This window comes from Burkholderia sp. E168m15, from assembly GCF_016586105.1.
Classification (GTDB): domain Bacteria; phylum Pseudomonadota; class Gammaproteobacteria; order Burkholderiales; family Burkholderiaceae; genus Burkholderia; species Burkholderia orbicola.
On the sequence record NZ_BCPO01000042.1, the window covers coordinates 1 to 18,742 of the forward strand.

Sequence of the window (18,742 nt, forward strand, 5' to 3'; positions counted from 1 at the left end):
GAACCACTTGTCGGAGATCTTCGTGAACGTGCCGTCGGCCTCGAGTTGCGCCATCGCGTCGTCGATCGCCTTCTGGAACTTCGGGTTGCCCTTCTTGAACGGGATGCCCGACGGGTTCGCCGAACCGACGTTCGCGCCCGGGCGCAGCGGCAGCTGCGAATTCTTCGTCAGGTACGCGAGCATCAGGCGGTCGTTGAGCGCCGCGTCGAGGCGGCCGGCCGCGAGATCGCGCAGGTACTCGGGCGCGCCCGGGTACGTCTTCACGTCGATGCCCGGCACCGATTTCGCCATGTCCATGTAGTTCGTGCCGAGCGCGACGCCGAGCTTCTTGCCCTTCAGGTCTTCCAGCGACTTGAACTGGCGCGTGTCGTCCTTGCGCTGGATCAGCTGCGCGGACGAGTACGTGTACGCCGGCGAGAAGTCGAGCGTTTCCTTGCGCTTGTCGGTGATGCCGACCTGGTTGGCGATCACGTCGAACTTGCCGGCCTGCAGGCCCGCGATGATGCCGCTCCATTCGGTCGTCACGAATTCGGCCTTCACGCCGAGCTTCGCGGCGACGGCCTTCGCGATGTCGACGTCGAAGCCGACGAGCTCGCCTTGCGGGCTCTTCGAGTTGAACGGCGGGAACGTGCCCTCGAGGCCGACGCGCAGCGTGCCACGTTGTTTGACCTGGTCGAGGAGGTCGGCCGCGTGGGCGGTCGCCGCGGCGAACGACGTGCCGATCACGCCGGCAACCAGCAACTTCTTCAGCAGCGAAAATTTCATCGTGTGTGTCCTTGCCCTGTCCGGGTCAATGATTCTGATCGTGAAGCCGATGATAGCAAAAACGCTATCGATCATTAAATACAGTTTGTTTATGCCTATATTACGCGCTGCGTTCGCGGGCGATCGCCTTCACGCATTCGGATACGAGTGCCGGGCCGCGATAGATGAAGCCGGTATAGAGCTGGACGAGCGCCGCGCCGGCCGCCAGCTTCGCACGGGCGTCCTCGCCCGAGAAAATGCCGCCGACGCCGATGATCGGCACGTCGTTGCCGACTTCCGCATGCAGCTTGCGGATCACTTCGTTCGACGCGTCGAACACCGGGCGGCCCGACAGGCCGCCGGCTTCGTCCGCGTGCGGCAGGCCCTGGACGGCCGCGCGCGACAGCGTCGTATTGGTGGCGATCACCGCTTCGATCTTGTGACGCAGCAGCGTATCGCCGATTTCCTTGACCTGTTCGTCGTCGAGATCGGGCGCGATCTTCAGCGCGAGCGGCACGAGCTTGCCGTGCAGATCGGCCAGGCGCTGCTGCTTGTCTTTCAGCGCGGCGAGCAGTGCGTCGAGCTCGCCCGCGCCCTGCAACTGGCGCAGGTTCTTCGTGTTCGGCGACGAGATGTTGATCGTCACGTAGCTCGCGAACGGGTACACGCGCTCGAGGCAGTACAGGTAATCCTCGGCGGCGCGTTCGATCGGCGTGTCGGCGTTCTTGCCGATGTTCAGGCCGAGGATGCCGCGATAGCGGGCGGCCTGGACGTTCTTCACGAACTGGTCGACGCCGTGGTTGTTGAAGCCCATCCGGTTGATCAGCGCCTCGGCCTGCGGCAGCCGGAACATCCGCGGGCGCGGGTTGCCGGGTTGCGGGCGCGGCGTGACCGTGCCGACCTCGATGAAGCCGAAGCCGAGCGCCGCGAGGCCGTCGATGGCCGCGCCGTCCTTGTCGAGGCCGGCCGCGAGGCCGACCGGGTTGCGGAACGTGAGCCCCATCACGGTGCGCGGCGCGTCGGGCACGCGGGCCGACAGCGCACAGGCGAGGCCCGTGCGACCGGCCGCGCCGAGCGCGCGCAACGTAAGGTGGTGAGCGTCTTCCGCATCCATTTTGAACAGGGATGCGCGGGCCAGCGGGTAGAGGGAACTGAACACGGGAGTTGGGCGGACAGCCGGAATGAATGACAACCGGCTATTTTACCGGGAGTTGCGCGGCACGGGCGTGCTTTGCTTCGTAGCCGCCGCGGCGCGCGTCAGCCCGAGCCGGAATGCCCGCCCGGCAAGGGCGCGCGCGCCAGCGCCGCGTCGACGGGCGGCAGGTCGATCCGTTCCGGATCGAGCGTCTTCCAGCGGCCGTCGATCAGCCCTTCGAGCGGGTGGAAGTTCGCCTTGTAGGCCATCTTCGGGCTCTCGCGGATCCAGTAGCCGAGGTACACGTAGGGCAGCCCGAGGCTCTTCGCCTGCTCGATCTGCCACAGGATGTTGTAGGTGCCGTAGCTCGTGTGCCGGTCATCCGGCTCGAAGAACGTATAGACCGACGACAGCCCGTCGCCGAGGATGTCGATCATGCTGACCATCCGCAGCTTGCCGGGTTCGCCGCCCGGTGCGTCGAGGTCGCGGAATTCGACGAGACGCGAGTTGATCCGGCTTTGCAGCAGGAATTGTTCGTACTGGTCGCGGCTGTCGCGATCCATGCCGCCGCCTGCGTGGCGCGCGGACTGGTAGCGCATGTAGAGCGCGTAGTGCTCTTCGTCGTAGTGCAGCGGCGAGACTGTCGCGACCAGCGCGCGGTGCCGCTTCCACATCCTGCGCTGCGTGCGCGTCGGCGCGAACTCGCCGACCGGCACGCGCACCGGCACGCAGGCGCGGCAGCCGTCGCAGTACGGGCGGTACGTGAAGACGCCCGAGCGGCGGAAGCCGGCCTTCACGAGCTCGGTGTAGATGTCGGAATTGATCAGGTGGCTCGGCGTCGCGACTTGCGAGCGCGCGATGCGGCCGTCCAGATAGCTGCACGGATAGGGCGCCGTTGCATAGAATTGCAGCGCCGAAAGCGGTGAAAGCGGCAGCTCAGTCGGGTGAGTCATGGGCAGCTCTCGATGCAGGGAAGGAGTGCCGCGCTAGCGCTCGGTCCCGGTGGGCGCCGCCGTTTCAGCGGGGCTCGTCAGCGCGGCGAGCACGCGCTTGTCGAACTGCCACGGAATCGGCGGTTCGGCTACCGCGCTGCGCACGTGAGCGACAAAGGCCTTGCGTGCGATCTCGCGGCCGCCGAGCGACGCTAGATGCGACGTATTCTGCTGGCAGTCTATCATCTCCAGCCCCTGCTCGCGAAGGTGCGCGATGAGCGCGGCCAGCGCGATTTTCGACGCATCGGTCACGTCAGCATACATCGACTCGCCGAAAAACATCCGGCCGAACGACACGCCGTATAGGCCGCCGACGCGGCGCCCGTCGTGCCACGTCTCGATGCTGTGCGCGTTGCCGGAGCGGTAGAGCGACGTATAGGCGTCGATGATCTCGGCGGTGATCCACGTGCCGCGCTGCCCGCGGCGCGGCGCCTGGGCGCATGCCCGCATCACGCCGGCAAAATCGTGATCGACGCGCACTTCCCATTCCGGCGCGCGCAGCACGCGCTTCAGCGTCTTGCGCAGCGACGGCGATACCTTGAATTCGGCCGGCACGAGGATCATGCGCGGGTCGGGGCTCCACCACAGCACCGGCTGGCCGTCCGAGTACCACGGGAAGATGCCGCGCAGGTACGCGTCGATGAGCCGCGACGGCAGCAGGTCGGCGCTCGCGGCGAGCAGCCCGGGCGCCCCGGTCGCGGGACCGAGCGCGCGTTCGATGGACGGAAACGGATCGTCCGGGCCGAGCCAGGGAACCATGGGTCGAGGCTCAGCCGTTACGCAGCGAGCGGAAGATATCGCCGGTGTGCACGCCGTAGTCGCCGGCGGCGCGATCCGCGAAGAAGAAGCGCAGGGTCTGGCTGACGGTCGGGAACGCGATCTCGTCCCACGGGATGTCGGCTTCGTCGAACAGTTTCACTTCGAGGCTTTCCTCGCCGGCTTCGAAACCCGGATCGGTGAGCCGCGCAAGATAGAACAGGTGGACCTGGTGCACGTGCGGCACGTTGAGCAGCGTGAACAGGTTCTGCACCTCGACGCGCGCGCCGGCTTCCTCGAGCGTCTCGCGCGCGGCGGCTTCCGCGGTCGTCTCGCCCATTTCCATGAAGCCCGCCGGCAGCGTCCAGAATCCGTAGCGCGGTTCGATCGCGCGGCGGCACAGCAGGATCTGGTCGCCCCAGACCGGCACCGTGCCGACGACGTTGCGCGGATTCTGATAGTGGATCGTGCCGCAGTGATCGCAGACGAAGCGCTCACGGTTGTCGCCCGGAGGAATGCGCGCGAGGACTTCGTGACCGCAGACGGAGCAGAATTTCATGTCGAATGGAAGGGACGAGGTGATGCGAGTGTATCACCGGGCCGCGGCATTCTCGAACGCCTGCGCATGGGGCGGCGTGTCGTGCGAAACGGTGGGTGCGCGGGTGAAGAGGGCGCGGCGCCCGGACGCGTAAAAACAAAAAGCCCGGCACGAAGCCGGGCTTTTTGCGAAATTCTGGACGGTTGGTTGCGGGGGTAGGATTTGAACCTACGACCTTCGGGTTATGAGCCCGACGAGCTGCCAGACTGCTCCACCCCGCGTCCGTCGAAGAAATGAATTATATGGGCTAACCCGAATGCGTGCAAGTGTTTTCTGACAATCGCATGACGAGCGCGGGTGGGGCCGGTACGGGAAGGCACGTGCGCTAGAATCGAGCGGTTTGTGTCGTCATCCCGGCAGCGGCCCTGCGCGATCGCATCGGCGCCGTTGCGACTCTCATTACTGCATCGACGGATTCATGGACATCGCTCACGATCTGCAATCGATCGGCGCGCAGGAACAGGCGCTCGTGTTTCCCCATTTCGACCCGGCCCGCGCGTGGGCGCTCGGCAACCGGATGCATGCGCTCGCGACGTCGCGCGGTCATGCGATCGCGATCGACATCGTCACGTTCGGCCAGCCGCTGTTCTATGCGGCGCTCGCGGGAGCCACGCCCGACAATGCCGACTGGGTGCGCCGCAAGCGCAACGTCGTCGCGCATTTTCGCCGTAGTTCGTACGCGATCGGCCTGCGCATGCAGCAGGCCGGCGCGACGCTCGCGGACAAGCACGGGCTGCCGGTCGCCGAGTATGCGTCGCATGGCGGCTCGTTTCCGCTGATCGTGGCCGGCGCCGGCGTGATCGGCTCGATCACCGCGTCTGGGTTGCCGCAGCGTGCGGACCACGAGTTCGTCGTCGAGGCGCTGTGTGCGGAGCTCGGTCACGACTACGCGGTACTGGCCCTCGCAAGGAGCTGAGCGATGCAACTGCCTGGTTACGCATGGCTCGCGATCGCGATCGTCGCGGAAGTGATCGGCACGTCCGCGCTGCGCGCGGCGGACGGCTTCACGCGCTTGGGGCCGTCGGTGCTCGTCGTCGCCGGTTACGGCGTCGCGTTCTACTGCCTGTCGCTCACGTTGCGCACGATGCCCGTCGGCATCATCTATGCAGTCTGGTCGGGTGCCGGCATCGTGCTGATCACGCTCGTCGCGATGCTGCTCTATCGCCAGGTGCCGGACGTGCCGGCGGTGATCGGCCTCGGACTGATCATCGCGGGCGTCGTGGTGCTGAACCTGTTCTCGAAGATGCAGGCGCACTGAGCGTGCGACCGCCGTTTGCCGGATGACCTTCATGACCGATTCCCTTTCCGCCGCCGTTTCTGCCGAATCCGCCCAGCCCGACGTGCGCGCCTATGTCGCGAACCGCATCGGCTTTCTCGAACTGAACCGGCCGAAGGCGCTGAATGCGCTGTCGATCGGCATGATCCGGCTGATGCAGCAGGCGCTCGACGCGTGGCGCGACGATCCCGACGTCGTCGCGGTCGTCGTGCACAGCCCGCACCCGCGCGCATTCTGCGCGGGCGGCGACGTGCGCTTCTTCCACGACGCGTGGCAGCGCGGCGACCGCGATGTGGTCGACACGTTCTTCATCGAGGAGTACACGCTGAACCATGCGATCTTCACGTATCCGAAGCCTTACATCGCGCTGATGCACGGCGTCGTGATGGGCGGCGGCATGGGGATTTCTCAGGCGGCGCGGCATACGGGCGGCCTGCGCGTCGTGACCGACTCGACGAAGATGGCGATGCCCGAAACACGCATCGGCCTGTTCCCGGACGTCGGGATGAGCTGGTTTCTCGCGCGCACGCCCGGCGCGATCAGCCGCTATCTCGCGGTGACCGGTGCGACGCTCGACGCGGCCGGCGCGCTGTACGCGCAACTCGCCGACGTCTATCTGCCCGATGCCGCGCTGCCGGCGCTGCTCGACACGCTGCGCGGCACGCGCATCGACAGCGGTGCGCAGGCCGTCGCGTGCGTGACCGACGCGGCCGCCGCGCACAAGGTCGTGCCGACGCCGGACACGTCGGCGCTCGCCGACGCGCGCACCGGGATCGACCGGCATTTCGCGCAGCCCGACCTCAACGCGATCCTCGCGTCGCTCGACGCCGAGCCGGATTGCGCGGCGGTCGACGGGTGGATCGAGAAGGCGACTCACGCGATGCGCGAGCAGTTGTCGCCGCTGTCGATGGCCGTGTCGCTCGAAGTCGTCGAACGCGCGCGCGGCGCGACGATGGCCGATTGCCTGCGGCGCGATCTCGATCTCACGCGCTCGACCTTTGCGCGCGGCGACGTGATCGAAGGCGTGCGCGCGCTGATCGTCGACAAGGATCACCAGCCGGTGTGGCGCTTCAAGTCGGCCGCCGACGTCGGGCGTACCGACGTGCTCGCGATGTTCGACAGCCCGTGGACGCCCGACACGCATCCGCTGCGCGCGCTGAAGGACTGACGTCGATCAGACTGATTCGCGCGGAAGGATCGATGCGCGGGGAAGAAACGAAAAGGCCGCGTGCACGATGCACGCGGCCTTTTTCATGGATGGCGGCCGGTCCGGGCCCGAAGGCCGCGTCGCCCGCGCCGACGTTACTCGTCGCCCGCGTCGTCCGACATGAACGCGCGCATGAACACCAGCGCGCCGAAGCCCCATACTGCGTTCGCCGCGAAGCCGGCCGCGAGCACGGGCATCATGTTGCCCGACGGCCAGATGCCGCGCAGCGGATCGATCGCGAACACGCGGGCGGCCGTCAGCACGATGCCGCCGAACACGAGCGCGCCGATCCACGATGCTTCGCGTTCCGGCGACACGCGCAACAACCACGCCATCGGAATCGCGCAGCACGCGCTGATCAGCGCATTCGCGACAAATTCAGGAATGCCGAGCGGCGCGAACGGTTGTGTCGAGAAGCCGGTTGCGGCGATCAGGTCGGCCGTGTGGAGGAGGGCGAGCGTGGCCTCGCGGAAGAACAGTGCGGCCAGGAAGCCGGACAGGAAGGGCAGGATGACTTTCTGCATCGATGAGTGCACCGCAGGCGCGCACGGCCGAAGCCGTATGCGCGGAGTTATTCGGATAGGTGCGCCATTATAGGGCCCGGCCGCGGCGATATTCGCTCCAGCGTCGTGCTAATCACGAAAGCGGAAAACCTAAGCTCAAAAAAATCGTTCCAAAGCCCTGTACCGATCCCTAGACTGATTCCTCAGAAACAGCCGTGCGATCGCGTCCTCGTCCGCTGCACGGCCTGACCGGCGAGCCATCCCGATTCGAATGCACACCATGCATGCGTCGCTCCTCCGCGACGCGAGCAGGGCGACGTTTTTTTCAAATTTCGGCAGTGACAGTCAAGCAGGAGCAGCAGATGAATGTGTTCTGGTTTATCCCCACGCATGGCGACAGCCGCTATCTCGGTACGGCCGAAGGCGCGCGCGCCGCGGACTACGATTACTTCAAGCAGGTCGCCGTGGCGGCGGACACGCTCGGCTACGACGGCGTGCTGCTGCCGACCGGCCGTTCCTGCGAGGATGCGTGGGTCGTCGCATCGAGCCTCATTCCGGCGACGCAGCGCCTGAAATTCCTGGTCGCCGTGCGTCCCGGCATCGCTTCGCCGGGGCTCGCCGCGCGGATGGCCGCGACCTTCGACCGCCTGTCGGGCGGCCGTCTGCTGATCAACGTCGTCACGGGCGGCGATGCGGCCGAGCTCGAAGGCGACGGCCTGTTCGCCGATCACGACACGCGCTACGAGATCACCGACGATTTCCTGAACATCTGGCGCGGACTGCTCGCCGCATCGCACGACAACGACGGGTTCGACTACATCGGCAAGCACCTGCAGTCGAAAGGCGGCAAGGCGCTTTATCCGCCCGTCCAGCATCCGCATCCGCCGCTGTGGTTCGGCGGCTCGTCGCCGGCCGCTCACGCGATCGCCGCCGATCACATCGATACCTATCTGACCTGGGGCGAGCCGCCCGAGGCCGTCGCGAAGAAGATCGCCGACATCCGCGCCCGTGCCGACGCGCGCGGCCGCAAGATCAAGTTCGGCATCCGCCTGCACGTGATCGTGCGCGAGACCGAGGACGAAGCATGGCGCGACGCCGAGCGGCTGATCAGCCGGCTCGACGACGACACGATCGCGCGGGCGCAGAAGGCGTTCGCGAACATGGATTCGGAAGGCCAGCGCCGGATGGCCGCGCTGCACGGCGGCAAGCGCGGCGGCCGCGAGGCGCTCGAGGTCTATCCGAACCTGTGGGCCGGCGTGGGGCTCGTGCGCGGCGGCGCCGGCACGGCGCTCGTCGGCAATCCCGAGCAGGTCGCGGAACGGATGCGCGAATACGCGGATCTCGGCATCGAGACGTTCATCCTGTCCGGCTATCCGCACCTCGAGGAGTCGTATCGCTTCGCGGAACTCGTGTTCCCGCTGATCAAGGGCGAGGGTGTCAAGAAGGCGGCTGGTCCGCTGTCGGGGCCGTTCGGCGAGATCGTCGGCAACAACTATCTGCCGAAGACGAGCCAGAGCTGAGCGACGGAGGCTTGCGATGACAACGAAAACGTCGACGACGGGCGCTGCCGTGGCCGCCCGCGCGTGGCGCGGCGTCGCGCCGTGGCTCGTGCCGCTCGCGTTGCTGGTGGTGTGGGAAGTCGGTGCGCGCACCGGCTGGCTGTCGACCCGCGTGCTGCCCGAGCCGGTGGCCGTCGTGCGCGCCGCCTGGTCGCTCGTGACGTCGGGCGAAATGTGGGCGAACGTGAAAGTGAGCACGTGGCGCGCACTGTTCGGCTTCGCGATCGGCGGTGGCGTCGGCCTTGCGCTGGGGCTTGCGACCGGCCTGTCGAAGGCCGCCGAGGTCGCGCTCGACTCGACGATCCAGATGATCCGCAACATCCCGGCGCTCGCGATGATCCCGCTCGTGATCCTGTGGTTCGGCATCGACGAGAAGGCGAAGCTGTTCCTCGTCGCGCTCGGCGTGTTCTTCCCCGTCTACATCAACACGTATCACGGGATTCGCTCGGTCGACGCGAACCTGATCGAGATGGCGAAGAGCTACGGCGTGCGCGGCTTCGCGCTGTACCGCGACGTGATCCTGCCCGGCGCATTGCCGTCGATCCTCGTCGGCGTGCGTTTCGCGCTCGGCCTGATGTGGGTGATGCTGATCGTCGCGGAAACGATCTCCGCGCAGTCGGGCATCGGCTACATGACGATGAACGCGCGTGAATTCCTGCAAACCGACGTGGTGGTGGTCGGCATCCTGCTGTACGCGGTGCTCGGCAAGCTGGCCGATGTGCTGGCGAAATGGATCGAGCGCGTGACGCTGCGCTGGCACCCCGCCTATCAATCAGGAGCAAAGGCATGAATGCGACGACTTCGGCGGCCGCCTACGGCCCGCTCGCCGGCGCAGACCTCGAGGCCGAACTGGCGCAGGCCCGCGTCGCGGACAGCGATGCGCGTGACGCGGCGATCCTCGAACGTGACGGCAGCGCATCGGTCGTGCCGCTCGCGCGGCGGCGCGCAGGCGGCACGGCACCTGACGATGCGGTCACGCTGTCGGGCGTCAGCAAGCGCTTCGGCGCGCGCACGGTGCTCGACGACGTCGAGCTCGGCATCGCGCGCGGCAGCTTCGTCGCGATCGTCGGCCGCAGCGGCTGCGGGAAATCGACGCTGCTGCGTCTCGTCGCGGGGCTGGAGCAGCCGAGCAGCGGTGCGCTCGTGACGCGCGGCGAGGGCGGCGGCGTGCTCGATACACGGATCATGTACCAGGATGCGCGCCTGCTGCCGTGGAAGACCGTGCTGCAGAACGTGATGCTGGGTCTCGGCCGCGGTGCGCGCGACCAGGCCCGCGCGGTGCTCGACGAAGTCGGGCTGCTGGAACGCGCGAACGACTGGCCCGCGCAACTGTCGGGCGGCCAGCGGCAGCGCGTCGCACTGGCCCGCGCGCTCGTGCACCGGCCGCAACTGCTGCTGCTCGACGAGCCGCTCGGCGCGCTGGATGCGCTCACTCGCATCGAGATGCATGCGCTGATCGAGCGCCTGTGGCGCGAGCATCGGTTCACTGCGCTGCTTGTCACGCACGACGTGCAGGAGGCCGTCGCGCTCGGCGACCGCATCCTGCTGATCGAGCAGGGGCGCGTGGCGCTCGACCAGGCGGTGCCGCTCGACCGGCCGCGTGCCCGCGCGTCGGCCGCCTTCGCGGCGCTGGAGGATCGCGTGCTGAAACGCGTGCTCGCCGGCGGCCCCGGCGCGGCCGATCACGACGCCGAGCATGAAGCAGACAAGGTTCGACCGGTCGGGCAGATCCGCTGGGCCGTTTAATTCCGGGCGGCTTCGGCCGCCCGTTCTGAGACTTTTTTCTTCGGAGCGATCATCCCGATGAGCATCACTGCAATCAACGTACGAAACCAGTTCAAGGGCAAGGTCAAGGAGATCATTCGCGGGTCCGTGGTCTCCGAAGTCGACGTCGAGACGCCGTTCGGCATCGTCACGTCGGTGATCACCACCCGTTCGGTGGACGAACTCGAACTGAAGGTCGGTGCCGAAGTCGTCGCGCTCGTGAAGTCGACGGAAGTCTCGATCGCGCGTCTCTGAGCGCGCGGGTCGCGCCCCCATGCGGCGTCGGCGGGCAGTGTGCCCGGCGGCGCCGCATTGCATTCGCGCAGCGCGTTTGCCTCGGTATTCGACTTCCGGACGAAGTGCTAGGATGGAACGACACCGATGCCGGAGGCCAACGCATGACCCCCATCCTTTCCCCCGAAGCCATCGAGGCGCTGAAATGGATCGACCAGTTCGGCGACAGCCGGCCGGTTCCCGCCGCATTCGACGACGTCGTCTACGCGTTGCTGAATGACGGGCTGATCTATCAGGCGGCGGCCGACCGGGTCGACCTGACGGCCGATGGCCGGTCATTTTTGTCCGACGAATACGATTGAGCGCGCGGCGCCGGCCGCGCAGACGGCCGGGCGCGGCGTCGCCACGGAGCGTGCGATGGAACCGAGAGGCAGCGACCTCGGCGATTTCAGCGAGCCGTACCGCGGTTTCGAGATCGAGGTGAAGACCGAGCAGGTCTGGGACGGCGAGCATGCGCACTATCGCGTGCTGCAGGGCGATGCCGTGCGGATCGACTGGCGGCTGGTCAAGGTCGACGGGATGCTGCTCACCGAACGGCGCGTGATCGAGCGGGTGTTCGACGAGGCGCGCCGGGCGGTCGATGCGGAGCTGGACGACCGGTAGCGCGCGGGTCGGGTGGGTATGGCCGGTATTGCGGTAAAATACCCGGTTGTTTCCGTGCCGCTTGGCCTGTACCCGAATTCCATGTCCGTTCCGTCCTCGCTCCCCCCCGCCGTGTATCGGTCGCGCCAATGCTCGACTGGACGGACCGCCATTGCCGTTCGTTCCATCGCACGCTGACGCGCAATACGTGGCTGTATACGGAGATGATCACGACGGGTGCGCTGCTGTTCGGCGATGCCCAGCGGCATCTTGCATTCACGCCGAGCGAATCGCCGGTCGCGCTGCAACTGGGCGGCAGCGAGCGGGACGACCTCGCGCGCGCGGCGAAACTCGGCGAGCAGTGGGGCTACGACGAAATCAACCTGAATTGCGGGTGTCCGTCCGAGCGCGTGCAGCGCGGCGCGTTCGGTGCGTGTCTGATGAACGAGCCGCAGCTCGTCGCCGACTGTGTGCGGGCGATGCGCGATGCGGTGTCGGTGCCGGTGACGGTCAAGCATCGGATCGGTGTCGATGCGGTCGAGGATTACGCATTCGTGCGCGACTTCGTCGGCACGGTGGCCGAGGCCGGTTGCGAAACGTTCGTCGTGCATGCGCGCAACGCGATCCTGAAGGGGCTGTCGCCGAAGGAGAACCGCGAGATCCCGCCGCTCAAGTACGACTATGCGTATCGGTTGAAGCGCGATTTTCCGTCGCTGGAGATCGTGATCAACGGCGGTATCACGACGCTCGACGAAGTCGCGCAGCATCTCGAGCACGTCGACGGCGTGATGCTCGGGCGCGAGGCGTATCACAACCCGTACGTGCTGGCGGAGGTCGATGCGCGCTTCTACGGGTCGACCGCAGCGGTGCCGACGCGCGAAGAGGCCGAAGCGCAACTGATCGAATACTGCGCGGCTGAACTGAAGCGCGGCACCTACCTCGGCGCGATCGTGCGGCATGCACTCGGGCTGTATCGCGGCATGCCGGGTGCACGCGGCTGGCGTCGCGTGCTGTCCGACAACAAGAAGCTCGCACGCGGCGATCTGGCCGTGTTCGACGAGGCCCGCGCGCATCTGAACGAAGCCGAAGAAATTTTTGAAAAAAAGGCTTTGCAAGATTCAAAAGTGTTCGTATAATCTTGTTCTTCGCTGCTGAAACAAAACAGCGAAACGAAGCAAGCAGTATCAGTGGTGGCTGTAGCTCAGTTGGTAGAGTCCAGGATTGTGATTCCTGTCGTCGTGGGTTCGAGTCCCATCAGCCACCCCAACAAATTCAAGCACTTGCAGCAGAATCAAGCTGACGTGTTACAAGTTTTGGAAGATTAGATTCCAAAATTTGGAAGATGAAGTACCGAAAGCCCGCCGATGTGCGGGCTTTTTTGCGCTCATTTTTCGGGGAATCGATGGACGACTTTCTGCAAAACTTGCATTCGCCATATTGGTGGTTGTCGGTGGTTACCGTGGGTATTTTCTTGAGCATCGTTGCCGCCTATGCAACGCGAGGCCTAGATCGACTCTTTCGGTACTTCGGGAAAAAATGGTCGGATCGGTCCGAAAAATCGAAGGAGAAGTTTGCTCGGACAGTAGCCGCGCTGAAGAAGAGCCCGGAGGCGCGTGCTGCCTATTTTCGCGAAGAAGTGAGGTATCGCCATACGGCGATTTTTGGTGCCGTCGTGGCTACGTTCCTATTGGGTCTGCTGGGAGCGATTTCTATTGTTGAGCCGAATCAGGCGATCGCGGGCAAAACAGTAGGCTCATGGGAAATGGGCGGCCTTTCTGCGTTCGTCTTTGCGTTCTATGCGATTTCGTCTTGCATTGTGGCATTTATGTCGACTGCATCCTATTCTGCGGCGCAGAGTATGGCGCGCCACTTGAAGGCAGCGGAAGGGCACTTGTTGCCGTAGCGCTGAGGCAACTATCGTGTTGCCCGTACCTTTCTTTGCCGCCGGCGGTCGTAAGTTTTTCGCACCATGCGCTCATCTGCGTGGCCCGTCGCGTCGATGATGCGATCGTCGCCTTCCTCTTGGCGATCGGTCACGGCTGCTGGACGCATGTCGCGCAGCGCGAACCGTTCGAACGGCACCCCGCGCGCCTGCGCTTCCTTCTCGCAATATCCCATCAGGCGCGACCAGTTCGTGTTCCACCCGCTGCGCGTGTACACCTGGCCGGCGGTGTTGCCGAACACGTGCACGCTCGACGTGCGCTGCAGCGCGAGTGCTTCGTCGATCACGGCCTTCAGCTCGGGCGACCACAGCACGAGCTTCACGCGCTGCTGCTCGCCGGCCTTGCGCTTGCCGATCGGCACCTCAACGCCTTCTGGCCGGATGCTCTGGCGGTGCAGTTCGCGCATCTCGGTCGGCCGGCTGACGGTCAGGTAGGCGGCCTTCACGCATAGCGCAAGGATCAGGTACGCGGAACTCGGGTGCTGGTCGCCGATGCTTCGGCGCGACCGCGCGACTTCCACCGCGAGATCGACCTCGTCCTGACGCACATACCGCTGGCGCGGCCGCGTGGGGTTGTACTCGATACCGCGGCACGGGTTCGTTTCGAGCTCGCCGCGGCGCCGGCCGTATTCGAGGATCGCCGACAGGAGGGCGATTTCCTTGTTCGCCTTCGCCGGCGCGCCGAGCTGCGCACGTTTGTCGAGGTAGCCGTAGACGTGCTTCGGTTTGATCGCGGCCGGCGCCATCTTCCCGAAGACCTTGACTAGGCGCTTCGACTCGACGCGGTTCTCGTCCAGGGTGGACTGGGCCTTGCGGCGCTCGTCGGTGTGCGGCAATCCGTCCTGCCATTCGAAGTACCGCGCGACGAGCGCATCGACCGTGCCAGGTTCGATCGCGTTCCCGTTGAGCGCCTCTGCGCGCTCGATCGCCTGCTTGCGGATCTCGGCGAGCGCTTCCTTGTTGTGCGCCGGCGCCGACAGGCGGAACGCCCAGCGGCCGTTCGGCAGCTTGTAGCCGAAGCTGACCTTGTGTTTCCCGTAGTGAGCGTAGAGCCGGAAGGGTAGCCCGTCCGGCCGCTTGCGTCGTCCGATCATGATTAGAGTGCGGCGAAGTTCGGTTCTTCTGACGCGGCGGCGCGGTGCCGGCGCGCGGGTGATGGCGGTGCGGTGCCGTTCATGCGGGCGTCGTAGTACTCGCGCGCGACGAGCGGCACGCCGGCGATGTTGACAGCGAACGGCCAGTGATTACGCTCGAGCCAGCGTTTCATGCAGGCGTGGCTACGCGGCTTACAGCCGACCAGCTCGGCCAGCTCCGGCGTGGTGAGGTAGATGCTCATGGTTCGATCCTTCGAAATTCCACGACCCAGACCCAGGGGTTCGTGTCCCAGCCGTGCCCGCGCGCGGCGTTCAGGCTGTCCCACAGGTCATGGAAGGCGCGGATGCTCGGCGGCCGGAAGGCTCCGGCGCTGTAGCCGCGGATGTGATGGTCTTCGATCGTCACGCCTTCGGCGCGCGCATCAGACTCGCTGATGCTCTGCAGTCGCTCGGCGCGCACGCCGGTGATCTCGAGCGTGATGCGCGACGCCCAACGCGGCATATGGATGGACGGGGTCCAGCCACGTGATTCCTTGGCATCGAGCGCCTGGAACGTGTTGAGGTCGATGTCGACCTCGGCGCGGCCGTTGTCGGCCTGGTACGCGATGCCGGCGTAGCGCCGCGCCGGCCGGCCACCCTCGAATGTTTCGGTACCGATGCGGCGCACCTCGTGCGTCTCGCGAACCCATAGACGGTCGCCCACGTCGCCATGCGGGCAGACGAAGCAATCACCGGTGCGCGTGTGCCAGATCGCCGCCAACTCGGGCGCGGGTGTCCCGCCGGCATATTTCACGGATCCGCCGCCGGCTGTCGTCGGCTCCCACACGCCGAGCGGATTATCGTGAGGCAGCTTGATGATGCTCCGCGTCTGCGTCTTCCGTCCTTCGAGGATGGCGCGCACCATCGGGCCGCTGAAAAGAATAGGGCGTTCGGTCATGCTAGGATTCCTGAAAGCGATAGGGGGGCTCATGGAAACTGGCGGAGAGCGACGTCGGCTGGAGCACGACGTCGCGATGGCAAAGCGGGATTTGGCGGTGGCGGAAGCCGCAGTGCAACGGGCAACAACTGGTGACCGTACGCCAAACGAGTCAGCGTTTTCTGGCCTCGAATTTGCGCGAGCTAATCTTGCTGCTGCGGAGCGGGCGCTCGTCGACTACGACAATCAGAACAGTGATCCCAAATAGGGTGATCGGAGGGGACCGTGTCTAAACCAGCAATTTCTCGTGAGCAGTTCATCGTCGAGGTGAATCAACGCCTCCCGAATCATCACGCATACCGGGTCGGCTGGCGCGTTTTTCTCTTTCCCGAAGGGGCTGATCCGGGAGCGGTGACGGGCTGGAGTATCGAGCCACGATTAGCGATCGGCCATATCCGGCAAGTGACCGATCACGTTTTTTCGTTGTTTGCGATAGATCCGCCGTTTCCTCGCGATCCTCACGACTGAGCCCCCGGGAATTCATCGTGCGTGCGGCCGTCGAGGTGGCGGCCGGCGGTCTTCTTGCCGACGCGATACACGGTCGGCTCGTCGTCGTAGCTCAGGCCGTCATGCTCGCCAGGCGTCATCGTGCTGAACGACCATTCGTCGCAGAACCAGTCGGCGACACGCTCGGTGCGCGTCGGCGGTCCGCCGCAGTTTTCGCCCGGCGCCCATTCGCCCCATTGCTTGAACAGGAACGGGACACCGGCAGCAGCACACTGGTCGCGGAGATTTCTGGCCCAATCGGGATGCATCGGCCGCGCGTTGGCGCCGCTTTCACCCCCACAGATGACCCAGTCAGGCATCAGCTCGGTAGGGATTTCGCCGAGGTCACTCAGCATTGGCTCGACGCTCCAGAACCGCATGCGCGCCGGCACGGCGAGGAGCTTTTCGGCATCGCGCAGCATCTCTTCGCGGTTCACGATCGTCGCGCCGATCGAGACGTTGTCGTGCAGGCGCGGCCTTTCGATGCAGTCGAGGTCGAATTGGTACTGAGCGGCTTCGCTGACCATCGACATGACGTTGCCGATTCGCTTCGTGAGCAGTAGCCAATCGAGGTTCGGCGTGTCGGCGATCAGCCGGAACAGGTCCGCGCGCCACGCTGGATCGACGGCGTTGTCGAACACGTCCGCGAGCGACGCGCAGAACACGCGCTGCCGCCGGCCGTGGATCGCGTAGAAAGTGCCGTCGCGATTCCACTGCAGCGGCTTCCGCCAGTTCGCCGGCGACGTGCGGCGGCGCAGCGCGCCGGCCCCCCAGTTCACGGCGGTGCCTCCGCCGAAGCGCGCGTTGCGCGTCTCGGCGTAGCAGTGATCGCAGCCTGGGCCGACCTTCTGGCAGCCCTCCCACGGGTTGAACGTGTGGTCGCACCACTCGATTTTTGTGTTCTCGCTCATGCTACGATGCCTCGAAAAATACGGGGTAGAGATGGAGAAAGTCATCAATAGGTACGTGGCACTCGTCATCACGATGCTGGCCGGTGTACTTGGCTACGAATATGTTCCGTGGGGAGACTTCAGCCGAAGCGATTGGGCGAGCTGGGCGCAGACGGTCGGGACGGTAGCCGCGATAGGTGCCACGATTTGGATCGCCACTCGGGAAGACCGCAGACGTCACAAAGAGGCATACCAACTTGCGGTCCTAACAGCCGCATCAATGCGGCTTAGAACTGCAAGTGCGCTCGCGCGAGTCAGGTACATCGCAGCGAAAATTGATGCCGCGCATAAACACGACGCGGCGCCCGAGAGTCTCAGGTCCTTCGCGGACTTCATACGGGACACAACTGTATGCAGTGACGAGGAACAAGTGAAGTTGCTTCCCTTGCCAAACCGTTGCGCGTTCCGGCTTGCTGGGAGCCGAGACAATTTGCGAGCTGCGGCCGATTTTCTCGAGTCTTTAATGTCTTCGACAGAAAGGCTCAATTCAGATCGACGGAAGGAAACGTTCGGAATGGCTGCGCTTGCGACATCTGAAGCCGAACGGCAGCTCAAAATTGCTGTTGCCGAATGCCAGAAGGTTTCTCTCGCCGTCACAAGTCCCCATGACGATTGACCCGGTGAGCTGTTGCCGACTTCCGATTAAGCGACAAGCACTTCTTCGTCGACGTCCATGGGCAGCTGAAAAACGCGGCCGCGCTCCCCGATGGGGATCGTCACGAGACCGGCCGCGGCGAGGAATGGATTGCGCTTCATGGCGGCGCGTGCCGCGCGAGCAGCTTCGGTTTTGATGGCGGCCGGGCACGGTAAGTCCGGCCCGGTGCCAACCGCCCAGACCGCCCGCCACTGAGCGCGGCCCTCGGGCGGGATCCAGTCGACGATCTGCACTTCGGTGCGGTGAATCGTCAGCAGCTCGCTGATGCGTTGCTGTGAGACGCTGCAGCGGTTGACCAGCTCGCGAACGGTCAGGCGCTCCCGCTCGAGGATCGCGCGCATCCTATCCCACGCCGGCGTCGCGCGCGTCCTGTAGTCGCGCTGCGCCCGCTTGATCTTGAGCACCCGGGTCGCAAAGGTCTGGACAGACTTACGCGAATGACGCGGAAACGCTGCGTACAGAGCCTTGGCCGGGATGGGAGACGGATAAAGGCGGCCGAGCAGGCGCGCCTCGGCGGTCGTCCACAGGTTGTGTGTCGACGTCGACATGCTACGATTCCTCCGGATTTTTCCAGCGAGCACCAGATGAAGACGGTTTTCCTGATGCGTGGGTACGAGATGAACTGCACGCCACGCCTGACCGACGACGGCAAGTTCGCCGCGCAGGTCGAAGTGACGAAGGTGGGGTTCAGCCGCGAGGCAGCGTTTCGAAGGCTCGGTGAATTCGACACGGAAGCCGAAGCGGTCGCCTATGCGAAGCAGTTTTCCGAAGAGTGGTTGACGCGGTACGCTTAAGTGCTGGGAGCACTCGAGCGAAAATCAATCAATTTCGCGAGGCAGGATATGCGCAGAGGCATTGAGCATTTCATCGACGAGTTCGATGGCTATCAAATTGTCGTCGATTGTGAGCAGCCGGCGCCTGACAGCTCTTGGGTTCTGAGCGTTCAGATCTACAAGGACGCGGAGCCGGTGCTTCCGCGCCGTGATGATTCAGACAAGTCATACGCCACTGCGGAGGAGGCAAAGCGAGTAGGTGTCGAGTTCGGGCGGAACATTATCCGCAATCTCAGCCGACAGTAATTAATGGCTCCGTCGCCGGCAGCATGTCGTCGGTGATCTTCATGCGCGCACCCACCCGGTCGATGTCGAACGGATCTTGCCGGCTTTACGAAGCGCTTGAAGGCGCCCATCGAGAACTCGATATGGCGAGCGCTCAGTCAAGAATTCAGA

Annotated in this window: 25 protein-coding genes and 2 tRNA genes; 15 read left to right on the top strand and 12 right to left on the bottom strand. The window is 65.2% G+C overall.

The features are described 5' to 3' along the window. The 6 genes from JMF86_RS07385 to JMF86_RS07410 all read right to left on the bottom strand — a co-directional run. A partial coding sequence (locus tag JMF86_RS07385; protein WP_201316878.1) for a cystine ABC transporter substrate-binding protein occupies window positions 1-765 on the bottom strand: 765 nt, incomplete at its 3' end. A gap of 100 nt (window positions 766-865) precedes the next feature. Continuing rightward, complete coding sequence (locus tag JMF86_RS07390; RefSeq protein ID WP_027807358.1) at window positions 866-1,903, bottom strand: quinone-dependent dihydroorotate dehydrogenase; 1,038 nt, start codon at window positions 1,901-1,903, stop codon at window positions 866-868. 98 nt (window positions 1,904-2,001) lie between these two features. Further along, window positions 2,002-2,832: an arginyltransferase gene (locus tag JMF86_RS07395; RefSeq protein WP_006476113.1), complete on the bottom strand. Its 831-nt coding sequence runs from the start codon at window positions 2,830-2,832 to the stop codon at window positions 2,002-2,004. 33 nt (window positions 2,833-2,865) lie between these two features. After that, the gene (aat, locus tag JMF86_RS07400) at window positions 2,866-3,630 is read right to left on the bottom strand and encodes a leucyl/phenylalanyl-tRNA--protein transferase (RefSeq protein ID WP_006476112.1); all 765 of its coding nucleotides are present in this window, start codon (window positions 3,628-3,630) and stop codon (window positions 2,866-2,868) included. 10 nt (window positions 3,631-3,640) lie between these two features. Further along, on the bottom strand, window positions 3,641-4,186 hold the full coding sequence (locus JMF86_RS07405; protein WP_006476111.1) for an NUDIX hydrolase: 546 nt from the start codon (window positions 4,184-4,186) through the stop codon (window positions 3,641-3,643). 183 nt (window positions 4,187-4,369) lie between these two features. Further along, window positions 4,370-4,446: transfer RNA gene (locus JMF86_RS07410), tRNA-Met, on the bottom strand. A gap of 197 nt (window positions 4,447-4,643) precedes the next feature. Here JMF86_RS07410 and JMF86_RS07415 point away from each other — a divergent pair. From JMF86_RS07415 to JMF86_RS07425, 3 genes are read left to right on the top strand one after another with little or no spacing between them, the layout of a single operon-like run. Then, the gene (locus JMF86_RS07415) at window positions 4,644-5,141 is read left to right on the top strand and encodes a heme-degrading domain-containing protein (protein WP_077179988.1); all 498 of its coding nucleotides are present in this window, start codon (window positions 4,644-4,646) and stop codon (window positions 5,139-5,141) included. 9 nt (window positions 5,142-5,150) lie between these two features. After that, a complete protein-coding gene (locus JMF86_RS07420) occupies window positions 5,151-5,483 on the top strand; it encodes a multidrug efflux SMR transporter (protein WP_372237126.1) in 333 nt (110 codons plus the stop codon). A gap of 31 nt (window positions 5,484-5,514) precedes the next feature. Continuing rightward, the gene (locus tag JMF86_RS07425) at window positions 5,515-6,669 is read left to right on the top strand and encodes an enoyl-CoA hydratase/isomerase family protein (protein WP_201316879.1); all 1,155 of its coding nucleotides are present in this window, start codon (window positions 5,515-5,517) and stop codon (window positions 6,667-6,669) included. 134 nt (window positions 6,670-6,803) lie between these two features. On the opposite strand, the gene JMF86_RS07430 is transcribed toward JMF86_RS07425, so the two are convergent. Further along, complete coding sequence (locus tag JMF86_RS07430; RefSeq protein WP_006484223.1) at window positions 6,804-7,232, bottom strand: hypothetical protein; 429 nt, start codon at window positions 7,230-7,232, stop codon at window positions 6,804-6,806. A gap of 341 nt (window positions 7,233-7,573) precedes the next feature. On the opposite strand from JMF86_RS07430, the gene ssuD reads away from it, so the two are divergent. The 9 genes from ssuD to JMF86_RS07475 all read left to right on the top strand — a co-directional run bounded on the left by ssuD (window position 7,574) and on the right by JMF86_RS07475 (window position 13,313). Next, complete coding sequence (gene ssuD, locus JMF86_RS07435) at window positions 7,574-8,731, top strand: FMNH2-dependent alkanesulfonate monooxygenase (protein ID WP_034174152.1); 1,158 nt, start codon at window positions 7,574-7,576, stop codon at window positions 8,729-8,731. A gap of 16 nt (window positions 8,732-8,747) precedes the next feature. Further along, window positions 8,748-9,560 carry an aliphatic sulfonate ABC transporter permease SsuC gene (gene ssuC, locus JMF86_RS07440; protein WP_012328410.1) on the top strand — a complete coding sequence of 271 codons (813 nt, stop codon included), beginning with the start codon at window positions 8,748-8,750 and terminating at the stop codon, window positions 9,558-9,560. Continuing rightward, the gene (locus JMF86_RS07445; protein ID WP_201316880.1) at window positions 9,557-10,516 is read left to right on the top strand and encodes an ATP-binding cassette domain-containing protein; all 960 of its coding nucleotides are present in this window, start codon (window positions 9,557-9,559) and stop codon (window positions 10,514-10,516) included. Before ssuC ends, JMF86_RS07445 begins: the two co-directional genes overlap by 4 nt. A 57-nt stretch (window positions 10,517-10,573) precedes the next feature. After that, entirely contained in the window at window positions 10,574-10,789 is a 216-nt protein-coding gene (locus JMF86_RS07450; protein WP_006476104.1) for a molybdopterin-binding protein, read from the top strand. A 143-nt stretch (window positions 10,790-10,932) separates the two neighbouring features. Beyond that, complete coding sequence (locus JMF86_RS07455; RefSeq protein ID WP_011545313.1) at window positions 10,933-11,130, top strand: hypothetical protein; 198 nt, start codon at window positions 10,933-10,935, stop codon at window positions 11,128-11,130. Between the two features lie 55 nt (window positions 11,131-11,185). Beyond that, on the top strand, window positions 11,186-11,431 hold the full coding sequence (locus JMF86_RS07460) for a hypothetical protein (protein ID WP_124467789.1): 246 nt from the start codon (window positions 11,186-11,188) through the stop codon (window positions 11,429-11,431). Window positions 11,432-11,559: 128 nt separating this feature from the next. Then, entirely contained in the window at window positions 11,560-12,546 is a 987-nt protein-coding gene (gene dusA, locus JMF86_RS07465; RefSeq protein WP_027807365.1) for a tRNA dihydrouridine(20/20a) synthase DusA, read from the top strand. A 54-nt stretch (window positions 12,547-12,600) separates the two neighbouring features. Then, window positions 12,601-12,676, top strand: a tRNA-His gene (locus JMF86_RS07470). A 136-nt stretch (window positions 12,677-12,812) separates the two neighbouring features. Beyond that, on the top strand, window positions 12,813-13,313 hold the full coding sequence (locus JMF86_RS07475) for a hypothetical protein (RefSeq protein ID WP_201316881.1): 501 nt from the start codon (window positions 12,813-12,815) through the stop codon (window positions 13,311-13,313). 11 nt (window positions 13,314-13,324) lie between these two features. Here JMF86_RS07475 and JMF86_RS34995 read toward each other — a convergent pair whose 3' ends face one another. The 3 genes from JMF86_RS34995 to JMF86_RS07490 are packed head-to-tail and all read right to left on the bottom strand — an operon-like array spanning window position 13,325 to window position 15,383. After that, the gene (locus JMF86_RS34995; protein WP_236593001.1) at window positions 13,325-14,446 is read right to left on the bottom strand and encodes a hypothetical protein; all 1,122 of its coding nucleotides are present in this window, start codon (window positions 14,444-14,446) and stop codon (window positions 13,325-13,327) included. A 2-nt stretch (window positions 14,447-14,448) separates the two neighbouring features. Further along, window positions 14,449-14,688, bottom strand: coding sequence for a DUF4224 domain-containing protein (locus tag JMF86_RS07485; RefSeq protein ID WP_124503313.1), 240 nt, complete (start codon window positions 14,686-14,688; stop codon window positions 14,449-14,451). Beyond that, window positions 14,685-15,383, bottom strand: a complete 699-nt coding sequence (locus JMF86_RS07490) for a hypothetical protein (RefSeq protein WP_201316882.1) — start codon at window positions 15,381-15,383, stop codon at window positions 14,685-14,687. Before JMF86_RS07490 ends, JMF86_RS07485 begins: the two co-directional genes overlap by 4 nt. 264 nt (window positions 15,384-15,647) lie before the next feature. Here JMF86_RS07490 and JMF86_RS07495 point away from each other — a divergent pair, with 264 nt between their 5' ends. Further along, window positions 15,648-15,890 (top strand): hypothetical protein, encoded by a 243-nt coding sequence (locus JMF86_RS07495; RefSeq protein WP_201316883.1) that lies wholly within the window; start codon window positions 15,648-15,650, stop codon window positions 15,888-15,890. Here the strand turns inward: JMF86_RS07495 and JMF86_RS07500 are convergent. Both JMF86_RS07500 and JMF86_RS07505 read right to left on the bottom strand, forming a co-directional pair. Then, window positions 15,881-16,819 carry a phage Gp37/Gp68 family protein gene (locus tag JMF86_RS07500; protein WP_201316888.1) on the bottom strand — a complete coding sequence of 313 codons (939 nt, stop codon included), beginning with the start codon at window positions 16,817-16,819 and terminating at the stop codon, window positions 15,881-15,883. The genes JMF86_RS07495 and JMF86_RS07500 overlap by 10 nt on opposite strands. Before the next feature lie 681 nt (window positions 16,820-17,500). Next, the gene (locus JMF86_RS07505; protein ID WP_201316884.1) at window positions 17,501-18,061 is read right to left on the bottom strand and encodes a hypothetical protein; all 561 of its coding nucleotides are present in this window, start codon (window positions 18,059-18,061) and stop codon (window positions 17,501-17,503) included. Between the two features lie 36 nt (window positions 18,062-18,097). Between JMF86_RS07505 and JMF86_RS07510 the strand changes: the two genes are divergently transcribed. Continuing rightward, entirely contained in the window at window positions 18,098-18,307 is a 210-nt protein-coding gene (locus JMF86_RS07510; RefSeq protein ID WP_201316885.1) for a hypothetical protein, read from the top strand. After that, window positions 18,308-18,592, top strand: a complete 285-nt coding sequence (locus JMF86_RS07515; RefSeq protein WP_201316886.1) for a DUF6566 family protein — start codon at window positions 18,308-18,310, stop codon at window positions 18,590-18,592. It abuts the gene before it with no gap. Window positions 18,593-18,742 lie beyond the last annotated feature (150 nt).

Coding starts and splice junctions, on each gene's coding strand:
- JMF86_RS07395 (WP_006476113.1), bottom strand. CDS start 2,832: ATGACTCACCCGACTGAGCTGCCGCTTTCACCGCTTTCGGCGCTGCAA.
- aat (WP_006476112.1), bottom strand. CDS start 3,630: ATGGTTCCCTGGCTCGGCCCGGACGATCCGTTTCCGTCCATCGAACGC.
- JMF86_RS07405 (WP_006476111.1), bottom strand. CDS start 4,186: ATGAAATTCTGCTCCGTCTGCGGTCACGAAGTCCTCGCGCGCATTCCT.
- JMF86_RS07415 (WP_077179988.1), top strand. CDS start 4,644: ATGGACATCGCTCACGATCTGCAATCGATCGGCGCGCAGGAACAGGCG.
- JMF86_RS07425 (WP_201316879.1), top strand. CDS start 5,515: ATGACCGATTCCCTTTCCGCCGCCGTTTCTGCCGAATCCGCCCAGCCC.
- JMF86_RS07430 (WP_006484223.1), bottom strand. CDS start 7,232: ATGCAGAAAGTCATCCTGCCCTTCCTGTCCGGCTTCCTGGCCGCACTG.
- ssuD (WP_034174152.1), top strand. CDS start 7,574: ATGAATGTGTTCTGGTTTATCCCCACGCATGGCGACAGCCGCTATCTC.
- ssuC (WP_012328410.1), top strand. CDS start 8,748: ATGACAACGAAAACGTCGACGACGGGCGCTGCCGTGGCCGCCCGCGCG.
- JMF86_RS07445 (WP_201316880.1), top strand. CDS start 9,557: ATGAATGCGACGACTTCGGCGGCCGCCTACGGCCCGCTCGCCGGCGCA.
- JMF86_RS07450 (WP_006476104.1), top strand. CDS start 10,574: ATGAGCATCACTGCAATCAACGTACGAAACCAGTTCAAGGGCAAGGTC.
- JMF86_RS07455 (WP_011545313.1), top strand. CDS start 10,933: ATGACCCCCATCCTTTCCCCCGAAGCCATCGAGGCGCTGAAATGGATC.
- JMF86_RS07460 (WP_124467789.1), top strand. CDS start 11,186: ATGGAACCGAGAGGCAGCGACCTCGGCGATTTCAGCGAGCCGTACCGC.
- dusA (WP_027807365.1), top strand. CDS start 11,560: ATGCTCGACTGGACGGACCGCCATTGCCGTTCGTTCCATCGCACGCTG.
- JMF86_RS07475 (WP_201316881.1), top strand. CDS start 12,813: ATGGACGACTTTCTGCAAAACTTGCATTCGCCATATTGGTGGTTGTCG.
- JMF86_RS34995 (WP_236593001.1), bottom strand. CDS start 14,446: ATGATCGGACGACGCAAGCGGCCGGACGGGCTACCCTTCCGGCTCTAC.
- JMF86_RS07485 (WP_124503313.1), bottom strand. CDS start 14,688: ATGAGCATCTACCTCACCACGCCGGAGCTGGCCGAGCTGGTCGGCTGT.
- JMF86_RS07490 (WP_201316882.1), bottom strand. CDS start 15,383: ATGACCGAACGCCCTATTCTTTTCAGCGGCCCGATGGTGCGCGCCATC.
- JMF86_RS07500 (WP_201316888.1), bottom strand. CDS start 16,819: ATGAGCGAGAACACAAAAATCGAGTGGTGCGACCACACGTTCAACCCG.
- JMF86_RS07505 (WP_201316884.1), bottom strand. CDS start 18,061: ATGTCGACGTCGACACACAACCTGTGGACGACCGCCGAGGCGCGCCTG.
- JMF86_RS07510 (WP_201316885.1), top strand. CDS start 18,098: ATGAAGACGGTTTTCCTGATGCGTGGGTACGAGATGAACTGCACGCCA.